Source organism: Bacillus sp. FSL H8-0516 (assembly GCF_038635285.1).
Lineage (GTDB): Bacteria > Bacillota > Bacilli > Bacillales > Bacillaceae > Bacillus > Bacillus safensis.
In genome coordinates, this window is the sequence record NZ_CP152051.1 from 3567186 (window position 1) to 3579537 (window position 12352).

The following is a 12352-nucleotide window of genomic DNA, read 5'->3' on the forward strand; positions in this document are numbered from 1 at the left end:
AGAAGCCTGTTTGCACAGACTTCTTTTTTTTATGAATTCATCGTTTTGATCAATAAATCGAAAAAAGCTTCAGCATCTACATCTGTACACACTTGGACATTGCGCTCTTTCTCCCATTGGTGCTGAAAATCACAGATCATTTGACCGTCACAAAACTCACTCTTCGTCTCCACTTCTACATGAAAAGCCTGTGTGCTTACAAGCTCCTTGTTAATGGCGAGACTTACAGCAAGCGGATCATGCATGGCACACGCCCACACACCATTGCGCTCAAAATAGCGCTGTCGGTAAATGCTTGTACTCTCTCTGATATAAGCTGCCAACGTTTCATTTTGAATGGCATCGATTCTCTCATCCGTTAACAAGACCTGTCTCGTGACATCTAACCCCACTTGAGTCAATGAAGGGAATCCAGCATCCAGCACCAATTTCGCTGCTTCTGGGTCTGCATATGTATTGAATTCCGCAACTGGTGTGACGTTCCCCTGCCCCTTCACGACACCACCCATAAAAATGACCTCTTTCACATGATGAATCAGCTCAGGGCATTTTTTTACCGCAAGGGCTAAATTCGTTAAAGGCCCTGTCAACACAAGCGTGACCTGCTTCGAATACTGCAGCACTTGTTCAATGATAAAATCAGGCGCAAAACCAGCATCTGCTGTTTTCTTTGGCCAGACATCCTTTAAAGCACCGCCAATTCCATCCTCTCCGTGTACCCGATGTTCATAATGAGGCGCTCTTAAAAGAGGGGTTGCTGAACCTTTGATGACAGGAATGTTATCTGCCTCAACCAGCTCAAGCACTTTACACGTATTCAATGTAGCCGCATCGACAGACACATTCCCGCAAACCGTCGTAATCCCCAAAATATCAAACTGCTTACTTTTCACTGCCAGCAAAATCCCAATCGCATCATCGATTCCAGTATCTACATCTAAGATCAATTTCTTTGTATTTGCCATGGGTGAAATCTCTCCCTTTTAATAGTGTTGTTAGGTGAATGATAGCATATGCCTGTTTCAACTATTTGGGGTTAATCGGAAATTACTTGTTTATTATTACTCTTTTTCTCCAATGTCTTTAAGATATTGTTCGCGTTCTTTTTTGGGGAGGCTTTTTAGGAAATTCTCTTTTAATTCCGGTTCATCTTTATATTTTTCCCAATCCCTGAATCGAATTGATAACTCGTATGAATAACTCATTGAACTAATTTCTTTAGTTCTATACTTTAAAGATGCAGAAAAATTGAACTTCTCAGGTTCATCGTTAACGTATCCTTTAACAATAATATAGCCCATAGGACTAATGGTAACTCCCTTTTTAAAAGTTATATCTTTTATAAATTGATGGATGTCCATTTCATGAAGATCTTTTTCTATTTTCGGTTTCATTTTTTCGGCTAATTCTTCTGCCTTTTGTTGATCACTTTTCTCTTTTTCTTGCACAGTATTCTTTCCTCCTGAATCGCTAGTTTTATTTTGCTTATCATGTTGGATTAAAAGCACTGCCAACGATATGATTATTATTACAATTAGAGCAAATAAAACCTTTAATGTATTTTTCATTAGCAACTATATCCACCTTTTAAAAATTTAAAATATATTTTTAAACTTTATACTCTTTCAATCCCAGATCATAATAGATATTTTATAAACTATATAATATAATTATTATGATAAATATTACAGGAGTGACAGTTTTGTCTAAAAAGATATCAATAATTATGCTTAGCGACGAAGACTACAATAAAATTTCGGACGAATCCTATAAAATAGAAAATTATAGTGATTCAAACATGATAAAAATAAGTAATGGTAACAACATGTACGTCATTGATTATAAAGAGACGGAAAAAGGGCTCAATGCCTTAACTCTTGTTTCTGAAGAGGATTTCACTCGATCTAATGGAGGAAAAGACCTCACCAAAATCAAAAACGCCGTCATCGCATACCGTGGTTCTGAACCGATTGGTGCAGGCCAATATAAAGATACCATTAAAAAACATGGAAAAAAAGAGTCAGATGATCTTCTTTCTACCATTTTGACGAAGCTGCCTCCTTTTAGTCGATCGAAGGGTTCACAGGAAGTGACGACTAAGTTGACAACAGGCACAACCGCCTATACAAATGAAATTGTTCAGGATTGGATGGTTTCGGATACAAAGTATCTGATTAAAAATATTCCATTTGAGCATGGTGCAGAGAATCAAATGGTTCAAGCGGATCGATATGCGAAAGAAATACATAAGAAAATGCCGAATGCCAAAATGTATGTGACAGGTCATTCACTCGGCGGGTCAAATGCTTCCTATGTTCTTGTCAAAAACGACTTTATTCAAGGCGGGGTCACATTTGAGAATCCAAATATTTATCCAAATCTATCAGATGGTCTACAAGCTAAAGCATTAAAAGGCGATTACCGCAGCAGATTAACCGAATATATCAATCTCAATGACGGGCTTTCTCTTTTAAATCGCCATACGACAGAAATCGGCCGAGTGAAAGTGATGTATGATGCCGCTCTCCCCGAAGGTGTCGATTACTCCGAGGACTCCTCAAAAGCCGTCCAATTCATGAAAGACCTCCTCAATCGGGCAATGAGTGTGAATCCTTCACTGGATGCGAATTTATTCCTTGAAGCAATCGCTGGCAGCCATGGCTTAGATCGTTATACCTTTTCGCCAGGCGGCTCCGTTCAAACCATTGATGATATGTTGAGAATTAACCCTTCACTTACCACGGCCATGTTACATCAGTTGAGCCAATCAAATGTTGATCCTCATAGTGTGGTGGCGATTTTAATTAAATCCCACGTTCTCATGAACACAGGGCGTAAATTCTCGACATATGCCGATCACCATATGCAGCAAATCATTCGCAAAATCGAGAAACTCGATGACAAAGTCGATCAATCTGTGGAACGGGTACGCTCAAGGTATAAACAAATTGTTGGCTTTGGTTCATATGATCAGCTGACGGCTTCAGATGTGGATACTGTGATTCGCCACTTAAAAACAGAGGGTCTTGAGAATGAGTTCTATTCGGTCAAAAAGTATGATACAGCGATTGATAACGCTATGAATTTAAAAAGATGGCTGGACTCAATATCAGATGATATGAGCGAGCTAGGAAAACAATACCACGATGCAGATACAGCCCTGGCGAAGAACATGGGTATTTCTTAAGGAGAACGACAAATGGAATTTTCAAAGAAACAACCAACAGATGCAGATCGTTTTTTGCAAAGAATGACAGATACGCATACATCAAGCTCCATCTTCTCAAAAGCAAACTTTGACACGGAAGACATGACACCAGCAGAGCTGGCAGCTTTGAAAGCAAAGATCAAAGAAGAACAGAAAACAGCACTTATCAGAGCTATCCGGCATCAGCTTCAAAATGAATTTGCAGAAGATCGCCAAGAAGCGGAAAAAATTTTAGATCTAATTGACGACCTTCTGGTCAAAGTGTATAAACAGCAACAGCGCATCCATACGCACATGTCAGGTGAAGCCATAGACGCCTTAATAGAAAAAATTGAACAAAGACTCAAATTTTACGAACTGAAAGAAGATGTTCAATCTGCCATCAACTCGATTGGCATTTAGATGAACCTTCCATCCGATGAATCTTTTCCCCCTCACACTCGTATATACTAAAAGAGTGATTGATTTGAAAGGAGATCTGTTTGTGGGATATATTTTGTTATTTTCGGTTGTGATCGGTCTTGTCTTGACCCTTTTGCTCACACCACTCAGGTTGATCGTTAGAAAGAAAGGGACAGAACAGCAGGTGCCGCTCATGTGGATTGCTGGCCTTGCTTTGCTGTTCATGATCGGTATTTTTGTTTTCTATTACATTACCAATTTAGACCGTAACCCTTCATCTCTATGGCTGATTGGACTTGTTGTGACAGCAGCAGGCGCCTTTTTGTCAGTGGGATTGGAGCGTAAAATCAAAGGCGTGCTGTTTCTTATTCTATTGCTGCTCGGTGTTTACATGGCGACAGCTTTTCTATTCAATGCGAATGAGAAATTCGATGTCTCCAAAATGGAGCAAAAAGTAGAAATCAAAGCATTTGATGAAAAAGAAACACCTGCGAGTGTGCCGCCTCAATTTGCCCGGAACAAAATGAAGAAATCGTTCGGACAGGTGCCAAACACAAGCTACTATGAGCTTGGCAGCTTGCAAATTCAGAAGGTCAACGGTGAGTATGTATACATCGCTCCAGTGGAGTTCTCGGACTTCTTTAAATGGATTCGTGCAGGCAGCACGCCGGGTTACTTTACATTAAGTGCGACCGACTCCTCTGCTAATCCAAAGTTCGTGAAGACGGAGATGGTCTATACGCCTTCCTCCTATTTCAACAAAGAAATTGAGCGGCATATCCGTCTCCAGTACCCAGATTTGATTTTCTATGGCGGCACACAGCTGGAAATCAATGATGACGGCAAGCCTTATTACATTCAAACGTATGGCGATTTCATCTCTGCCCGAAACGGCTTTAAAGCTTCCGGTGTCGTCGTTGTTGATGCCAAAACAGGTGCGACGAAGAAATATGCTCTAGATCAAGTACCTGCCTTTATCGACGGTGCTGTTTCACCAGAGGCGGTCAGTCTGCAAAACAGCTATTTCGGAAACTATATTCACGGGTTCTGGAACAGTATGTTTGGAAAGTCAGATGTCAAGCTGCCTTCCGATGAAGGAACGGAAGCCAATGTGAGCCCGGTATTTGATTCAAAAGGAGATATGTATTACTTCACAGATTTCACAAGTCCAAAAGAGGGCGTTGATTCCATGCTCGGATATGCCCTGACAAATGCCCGAACAGGAAAAGCGACTTATTATACCGGAAATCTTGAAGAATCCTACATGGATTCTCAGGGCGCTCTGCAAATTATTGAGAAACGATTCATCGAGAAGAAATGGAAAGGCCGCATGCCAATTCTCTATAATTTCTATGGGGAAGCCAGCTGGCTCACACCTGTTCTCGATTCAAATGGATTCCTGCAAAACTACTTTATCGTTTCTGCAGCCAATCCAGAAATCGCCGCGTACGCTTCTACACCAAACGAAGCACTAAGAGCCTATAAGACAGCTCTTCAAAAAGGCGGCGGTACTGTTAACAGTTCCTCTAAGCAAGAAAAGAAAGAAGTGGCAGGGAAGGTCAAACGAGTCTACAAAGAAAAGACCGGTGATTATACAACCGTCACCTTCCTGCTAGACGATGGGAAAAGCTACACTATGTCATCTGAAAAAGAACCTCTCGTCATTTATTTAAAAGAGGGCGATCAGATCACCATGAAATATACAGATACAGGTGAGATTTTCCTTCCAGTCGATGAAATCAAAATTAAAGGGTTATAAAAAAAGACGTTTCTCCTACTGAGGAGAAGCGTCCTTTTTCTCTTTCCTTAACAATTCAACGAGCAATTCCTTATTTTTATTTCCCCCGGTCATCGGTGACTCGACATAGGAGAACTTTCGTTTGAAATCCATGCCTCTGACAGAAATAACAGCCAATTCACCGCCAATGCTGCCTCGCTGGAGGACATATTTAGATAAAACAGAAAGACCCATTCCATGGATCACAGCTTCTTTAATCGCTTGATTGCTGCTAAAGGTTACAAAGGTTCGCGCTTTCAGTCCATTTGATTTCAGGACATGCTGTAAATATTCTCCTGTCCCTGATCCCTCTTCTCTCGTGATCCATGTTTCGTTTTGTAATTGATCAATGGTGACATCTTTTCTCTTGGCAAAAGGATGATCTAATGGCGCCACAATATAAAGCTCGTCCTCTAGAAAAGTTTCTACAGAAAGCTCTTTGTCATTGGTCTGTCCTTCGATCAAACCAATGTCAACATGGAATAAACGGACATGTCTAGCGATCGCCTCTGTATTATCAATGACCACCTCAATATCAACATGCGGATAGAGCTGATGAAACTCCGCCAATATTTGGGGCAGCACATACTCACCAATGGTGAAGCTCGCCCCGATGGTCAGCTTTCCTCTTGCCAGGTGGTGATGCTCATAAATGTCCTGCTTCGCCTGTTCATACAGACGAATGATTTGTTTTGATCGATGGTACAGCATATCCCCAGTTGGTGTAACGGTTAATTGCTTTGGTGAACGATTCAGCAGAACGGTCTGGAATTCCTGCTCCAAGTTCTTAATATGAAGACTGACACTTGGCTGAGAAATTCGCAGCTTTTGGGCTGCTTTTGTAAAGTTTTTCTCCTCCACCACTGTCACAAATGTCTTCAGTGCATCGTAATACATCGGTCCCTCTCCTATCAGAAATCTTAATCCAACACCTTACCTATATATATCTTACTAATTCCTTTCCAGCACGTAAAGAACCGCCTAAACGAAAACAATTTAATAAAAATATTTACTAATTTTTTTAAAGACTCTATACTAAGAGGAGATATTTTCTATAGGAGGTGCTGATTTGGCAGCTAAAATAAAGGACATTGCAGAAAAAGCAGGCTTATCCATTGCAACGGTATCTCGCGTACTGAACCAAGATCCCAACCTATCTGTCACCGATCAAACACGCGAAAAAGTATATGCCGCCGCAGAAGCTTTGTCCTACCAAAAGAAGACATTCAAACATTCATTAAAAAAAATCGCCTTTCTCTATTGGATGACTGAAAAGGAAGAGCTTGAAGATATTTATTTTAAATCCATTCGACTCGGCATTGAGGAACTCACCAATACTCGGAGCTTAAATGTGACCGCTTACAATCCGTCTGATGGGCTACATTCCATTGATTCTGCTACAGAAGGAATCATCGCCATCGGCCGCTTTAAAACGTCAGAACTTGACCAATTATATGCGATCACTCCGCACATTGTCTTTATTGATACGACGCCAGATGAAGACCGTTTTGATTCTGTAAAGCCGAACCTGAAACGAATTGTTGAAAAGATCATCGATTCTTTTATCGAAAAAGAGCACACATCTATTGGATTCATTGGCGGCACAGACCTTGATCTGAATACGAATGTGCACATTCCAGATATTCGTGAAACGACTTTCCGTGAATACATGCTGGCCCGCCATATGCTTGATGAGCGATTGGTCTATATCGGCCACCATTTCTCAGTAGATGAAGGATATTCGCTGATGATGAAGGCGATCGACGAGCTTGGTGATGATCTGCCCACCGCTTTTTGTGTCGCTAGTGACCCTCTTGCCATCGGCTGCTTACAAGCATTAAATGAGCGAGGATTTTCTCTGCCGAACCGCGTCAGCGTCTTTAGTATCAACGATATTCATGTGTCTCAATATGTATCGCCGCCGCTCACCACGTATCACATCCATACGTCATTACTTTGTGAGACGGCGATCGATTTACTTTTAGAAAGACTTGTGGACGGCAGAACATTGCCTAAGACTGTTCTGATTGCCTCAGAGCCTGTCTTTCGGAAAAGCACCATATAATCAACTGGAAGTCCCTCCTAATGTGGAGGGCTTCTTTTCTCTCTATACGAGTAAAAAATTTTACTTAATAAATTTAATAAAATATGTTTACTTTTTTTACTTAAGTTGATATTCTCACATTAAGAAAGCGTTTTCTTATCATCTGTGAAAAAAGAACGAGAGGGGATTACCAATGAAAAAGGGAAAATGGGCGACATTATCAGCAGTTGTTGGTACTGCTGTGCTTCTGCTTTCAGCATGCGGGCCAGGAGATGACAATTCAAGCGGGACACAGCCAGCATCTACAGGTACAAAGACCTTGCTAGTATGGGAGGATGTCAAAAAGTCTGATGGGATTCAAGACGCTGTAAAAGAATTTGAAAAACAAAACGATGTGAAAATCAAAGTGGTCGAAAAAGCGTATGCCGACCAAATCGAAGCTCTCCGCCTTGATGGAGCAGCCGGGACAGGCCCAGACGTCATCACGATGCCTCACGATCAAATTGGATCAGCCGTCACTGAGGGGCTGCTACAGGAAATCAAGCCTGATCAAAAAGTGATCAATTCCTTTACAGACGAATCCATTCAATCACAAACGATAGACGGCAAGCTGTATGGCCTTCCTAAATCCGTTGAAACGACAGTGCTTTTCTATAACAAAGACCTTGTCAAAAAGGCACCAACTACACTTGATGGCTGGTATGACCTTTCGAAAAAGCTGACAAAAGACGGGAAATACGGTTTTGTAGCGAAATGGGATGAAATTTACTATGCACAAAGTGTGTTAGGCGGATCAGGAGGCTATATTTTCAAACAGAAAAGCGATGGCTCCTATGATGTGAACGATATTGGCCTGAACAACGATGGCGCTGTTGAAGGCGGAAAATACATTCAAACATTCTTTAGCGAAGGACTTTTCCCGAAAGGCATCATTGGTGAACAAGGAATCAATGTCCTCAACTCCTTATTCACAGAGAAAAAGGCCGCAGCTGTCATTTCTGGTCCATGGTCATTTGGTCCATATAAAGAAGCTGGTATTGACTATGGCGTAACAGAGCTGCCAACACTCCCGAACGGAAAGCATATGAGCTCATTCTTAGGTGTAAAGAGCTACAACGTCTCCTCTTATTCTAAAAATAAAGACCTAGCTGAGAAATTTGTTGAGTTTATCACGAATGAAAAAAATTCGAAGAAGCGATTCGAAGTAACAGAGGAAATTCCACCAGTGAAAAAGCTGATGAAGGATCCAATCATCACAGGAAACGCCAATGCGGATGCTGTTTCAAAACAAACGAAATATGCCACGCTGACACCGAATACCCCTGAAATGGCAGAGGTGTGGAAGCCGATTGACAGCGCGTTAGGTCTCATTGCAACAGGCCGGACAGATGTGAAAAAGGCATTTGATGATGCGGTCAATCAAATCGACTCTCAAATTAAAGCAAATCACTCTAAGTAATCATCAAACACGGGTAGCCTTTAAGTCTATCAAGCTGCCCGTATTTGATCTAATTTCATATGAAGTAGGTGTTAGACGTGACGGGTAACCTTGAACTAGACCGCACACACATAGTGGAATCAAAGACACACCGGAGACGGGCGCTAATGTTCTCCTTAATACCCGGGATGGGGCAGATGTACAACAAACAGTACGGCAAAGGGGCACTTTTTTTCCTGTTCGGCGTCTCTTTTTTCATCGTATTTTATGATTTATTCAATATTGGCTTTTGGGGGCTGTTCACACTTGGTACGATGCTGCCTCGTGACAACTCTGTTTTTCTTTTAGCAAAAGGGATTATTGCGCTGTTAACAGCTTGTTTTGGTATCGGCTTTTACGTACTCATGATGCGTGATGCTTTTATGAACGGAAAGAAACGTGATCAAGGGATTCCGCTTCATTCCATCCGAGCTCAATATCATCAGCTGATCGACCAAGGCTTTCCTTACTTAATGAGCACTCCTGCTTTCTTTTTACTTCTATTCTCTGTTGTCTTTCCTATTATGTTCAGCTTTGCGCTTGCCTTTACGAACTACGATTTATACCACTCGCCTCCTGCCAATCTGATCGATTGGGTAGGGATCAAGAACTTCCAAAATATCTTTTCAATTGATATTTGGAGAGACACTTTCATTGATGTACTTGGCTGGACCGTCGTATGGACGCTGGCTGCTTCGACCCTTCAATGTGCTGTCGGCATCTTTCTAGCGGTTCTGCTCAATCAGAAGGATTTAAAAGGAAAACGTTTTTTTAGAACCATTTTGATTCTCCCTTGGGCTGTTCCGGGTTTTGTGACCATTTTGGTGTTTGCCGGACTGTTCAACGATACATTTGGAGCCATTAACAACACACTTTTTGCATCGATTGGAATTGATCCAAAACCATGGCTGACAGATCCATTTTGGAGCAAAATTGCCCTCATTGCGATGCAGACTTGGCTTGGATTTCCTTTTGTTTTCATTATGACAACCGGTGTTTTGCAAGCAATTCCAGAGGATCTATACGAAGCTGCGACCATTGATGGGGCAAACTTCTTTCAGAAATTCCGGTCCATCACGTTACCGCTTGTCCTTTATTCCATTGCGCCTATATTAATCACGCAATATACGTTTAACTTTAACAACTTTAATATCATCTACTTATTTAATGGCGGAGGACCGCCTGTCGCTGGCTCAACTGCAGGGGGAACGGACATCTTGGTTTCTTGGATTTACAAACTCACGATGCAGTCTTCTCAATATGCACTCGCTGCCGCTGTCACGATCTTACTTTCAATCTTTGTCATCGCCATTGCACTCTGGCAGTTTAAGAGAACGAATTCATTCAAAGAGGAGGACATGATGTGATATGGGATCAAAACAAAACAAGCTCATTCGCCTGAGCATCACTTATTTTATCCTTTTCATTGCCTCCATTTGTATTCTATATCCACTGCTTTGGACGATCGGTGCTTCCTTTAACCCTGGGAACAGCCTCATGAGTACAAGCATGTTTCCGAAGAATCCAACGTTCAGCCACTTCACCGAGCTGTTCTTCGGTCAGGGGGCACTTTATGCAAAATGGTATTGGAACTCAATGAAGATCAGTATTGCCACAATGGTTTTAACGCTCGTTCTTGTCAGTTTTACAGGCTATGCCTTTTCCAGATTCCGCTTCAAAGGACGGAAAAATGGGCTGATGCTCTTTTTGCTGCTGCAAATGATTCCTCAATTTTCAGCACTGATAGCGATTTTTGTTCTTGCTCAAATGCTTGGACTCATTAACAGCCACCTTGCCCTGATTTTGATTTATGCAGGTGGACAAATTCCGATGAATACGTATTTAATGAAAGGCTATCTTGATGCGATTCCAAAGGATCTCGATGAATCAGCCAGAATGGACGGCGCAGGGCATTTCCGGATTTTCATCCAAATTATTATGCCTCTCGCTAAGCCCATCTTAGCTGTTGTCGCAATCAACTCATTTACAGGTCCGCTGGGTGATTTCATCATTTCCAGTGTCATTGTCCGCTCACCCGAAATGTATACGCTCCCAATCGGTCTGTACAATCTTGTGTCAGACAAAATGGGTGCAAGCTACACGACCTTTGCAGCCGGGGCTTTACTCATTGCGATTCCAGTCGCTTTATTGTTCCTTGTTTTACAAAAACAATTTGTGTCCGGTCTCACACAAGGCGGGACAAAAGGATAAGGGGAGATTTGATGAAGAAATGGTTGCTTGTCACTGTTGTCGTTTTCTTTCTGATGGGATTAGGTATTCTGCCTGAAGCAAGGGCCGATACGATTTCTGTGAAACCGATCAATGGACTGCAAGGTGATTTCATCAAGGGAGCCGATATCTCGATGCTTGCAGAAGTGGAGAAAAGCGGCGGCAAATACTACAACCAGAACGGACAGCAGGTTGATCCGCTCAAGCTATTAAAGGATAAAGGCGTCAACTATGTGCGTATCAGACTGTGGAACCATCCATATGACAATCAAGGCCGTGCCTATAACGGCGGCACAAATGATCTCAATACAGCCATCGCTTTATCGAAACGTGCAAAAGCACAAAACATGAAAGTGCTGCTTGATTTTCACTACAGTGATTTCTGGACTGACCCCGGTAAACAATTCAAACCGAAAGCGTGGGCATCCCTCTCACAAAGCGATTTAGAAAAAGCGGTCGGCACTTACACAGGTGATGTGCTCAAAGCGATGAGAGCGCAAAATGCCTTGCCGAATATGGTTCAGGTCGGGAATGAGTTGAACTCAGGTATGCTGTGGCCAAACGGAAAAAGCTGGGGTGAAGGCGGTGGTGAATTTGACCGGCTCGCTGCTCTGCTAAAAGCTGGCACAAATGCCGTCCGCTCTGTCGATTCAAACATCAAAATCATGCTTCACCTTGCACATGGCGGAGACAATGGTGCATCCCGCTGGTGGTTTGATGAAATCACAAAACGAGGCGTCTCCTTCGATACGATCGGTTTATCTTATTACCCGTATTGGGACGGCGGCTTTAGCGGTCTTACGTCCAATATGAATGATATTAGTGCCCGCTATAACAAAGACGTGATCGTGGTGGAAACCGCTTACGGCTTTACAACAGCGAACGGTGACAACCTAGATAACTCATTTAATCAAGACTCTGTCAATACAGCCGGCTATCCCGCCTCACCTCAGGGCCAGGCATCTTTTATACGAGATCTATCCGAAAAGATTTCACAAGTAAACAACAACCGCGGAAAAGGGTTCTTTTATTGGGAGCCGCTTTGGATTCCAGCGAAAGGTGCTCCGTGGTCTAGTCAATACGGGCTGGCTTATATCCAAACAACCGGTACTGTCGGAAATGCGTGGGAAAATCAAGCGATGTTTGATTTCAACGGAAAAGCACTGCCTTCTCTTGATGTATTTAAACAAATGACACCGTAACTAAAAGGATAGG

Annotated in this window: 11 protein-coding genes; 8 read left to right on the forward strand and 3 right to left on the reverse strand. The window is 42.3% G+C overall.

Translation table 11 applies throughout. The features are described 5' to 3' along the window. Positions 1 to 29: 29 nt before the first annotated feature. Both MHB67_RS18130 and MHB67_RS18135 read right to left on the reverse strand, forming a co-directional pair. Positions 30 to 965, reverse strand: coding sequence for a nucleoside hydrolase (locus tag MHB67_RS18130; RefSeq protein WP_342492693.1), 936 nt, complete (start codon positions 963 to 965; stop codon positions 30 to 32). Positions 966 to 1061: 96 nt separating this feature from the next. Continuing rightward, complete coding sequence (locus MHB67_RS18135) at positions 1062 to 1568, reverse strand: hypothetical protein (RefSeq protein WP_025093750.1); 507 nt, start codon at positions 1566 to 1568, stop codon at positions 1062 to 1064. Between the two features lie 134 nt (positions 1569 to 1702). On the opposite strand from MHB67_RS18135, the gene MHB67_RS18140 reads away from it, so the two are divergent. The 3 genes from MHB67_RS18140 (at position 1703) to MHB67_RS18150 (ending at position 5369) form a co-directional block, all read left to right on the forward strand. Continuing rightward, positions 1703 to 3187 (forward strand): lipase, encoded by a 1485-nt coding sequence (locus tag MHB67_RS18140; RefSeq protein WP_308280959.1) that lies wholly within the window; start codon positions 1703 to 1705, stop codon positions 3185 to 3187. Positions 3188 to 3199: 12 nt separating this feature from the next. Further along, positions 3200 to 3610, forward strand: coding sequence for a hypothetical protein (locus MHB67_RS18145; RefSeq protein WP_025093748.1), 411 nt, complete (start codon positions 3200 to 3202; stop codon positions 3608 to 3610). 82 nt (positions 3611 to 3692) lie between these two features. Continuing rightward, a complete protein-coding gene (locus tag MHB67_RS18150; RefSeq protein WP_206534200.1) occupies positions 3693 to 5369 on the forward strand; it encodes a hypothetical protein in 1677 nt (558 codons plus the stop codon). A 15-nt stretch (positions 5370 to 5384) separates the two neighbouring features. Here the strand turns inward: MHB67_RS18150 and MHB67_RS18155 are convergent, their stop codons facing one another. Beyond that, positions 5385 to 6284, reverse strand: a complete 900-nt coding sequence (locus MHB67_RS18155; protein ID WP_024427566.1) for a LysR family transcriptional regulator — start codon at positions 6282 to 6284, stop codon at positions 5385 to 5387. Positions 6285 to 6456: 172 nt separating this feature from the next. Between MHB67_RS18155 and MHB67_RS18160 the strand changes: the two genes are divergently transcribed. The 5 genes from MHB67_RS18160 to MHB67_RS18180 all read left to right on the forward strand — a co-directional run bounded on the left by MHB67_RS18160 (position 6457) and on the right by MHB67_RS18180 (position 12339). Then, a complete protein-coding gene (locus MHB67_RS18160; RefSeq protein ID WP_024423959.1) occupies positions 6457 to 7452 on the forward strand; it encodes a LacI family DNA-binding transcriptional regulator in 996 nt (331 codons plus the stop codon). A 172-nt stretch (positions 7453 to 7624) separates the two neighbouring features. Next, positions 7625 to 8890 (forward strand): extracellular solute-binding protein, encoded by a 1266-nt coding sequence (locus MHB67_RS18165; protein WP_103131816.1) that lies wholly within the window; start codon positions 7625 to 7627, stop codon positions 8888 to 8890. A 167-nt stretch (positions 8891 to 9057) separates the two neighbouring features. After that, positions 9058 to 10275, forward strand: a complete 1218-nt coding sequence (locus tag MHB67_RS18170) for a sugar ABC transporter permease (protein WP_282102253.1) — start codon at positions 9058 to 9060, stop codon at positions 10273 to 10275. A 1-nt stretch (position 10276) separates the two neighbouring features. Then, positions 10277 to 11119: a sugar ABC transporter permease gene (locus MHB67_RS18175; RefSeq protein WP_024423962.1), complete on the forward strand. Its 843-nt coding sequence runs from the start codon at positions 10277 to 10279 to the stop codon at positions 11117 to 11119. A gap of 11 nt (positions 11120 to 11130) precedes the next feature. Continuing rightward, positions 11131 to 12339 (forward strand): glycosyl hydrolase 53 family protein, encoded by a 1209-nt coding sequence (locus tag MHB67_RS18180; protein WP_044334884.1) that lies wholly within the window; start codon positions 11131 to 11133, stop codon positions 12337 to 12339. Positions 12340 to 12352 lie beyond the last annotated feature (13 nt).

What these genes read in the sequence shown, in the direction of transcription:
- MHB67_RS18130 (WP_342492693.1), bottom strand. Translation starts at nt 965, where the DNA reads ATGGCAAATACAAAGAAATTGATCTTAGATGTAGATACTGGAATCGAT.
- MHB67_RS18135 (WP_025093750.1), bottom strand. Translation starts at nt 1,568, where the DNA reads ATGAAAAATACATTAAAGGTTTTATTTGCTCTAATTGTAATAATAATC.
- MHB67_RS18145 (WP_025093748.1), top strand. Translation starts at nt 3,200, where the DNA reads ATGGAATTTTCAAAGAAACAACCAACAGATGCAGATCGTTTTTTGCAA.
- MHB67_RS18155 (WP_024427566.1), bottom strand. Translation starts at nt 6,284, where the DNA reads ATGTATTACGATGCACTGAAGACATTTGTGACAGTGGTGGAGGAGAAA.
- MHB67_RS18165 (WP_103131816.1), top strand. Translation starts at nt 7,625, where the DNA reads ATGAAAAAGGGAAAATGGGCGACATTATCAGCAGTTGTTGGTACTGCT.
- MHB67_RS18170 (WP_282102253.1), top strand. Translation starts at nt 9,058, where the DNA reads ATGGGGCAGATGTACAACAAACAGTACGGCAAAGGGGCACTTTTTTTC.
- MHB67_RS18175 (WP_024423962.1), top strand. Translation starts at nt 10,277, where the DNA reads ATGGGATCAAAACAAAACAAGCTCATTCGCCTGAGCATCACTTATTTT.
- MHB67_RS18180 (WP_044334884.1), top strand. Translation starts at nt 11,131, where the DNA reads ATGAAGAAATGGTTGCTTGTCACTGTTGTCGTTTTCTTTCTGATGGGA.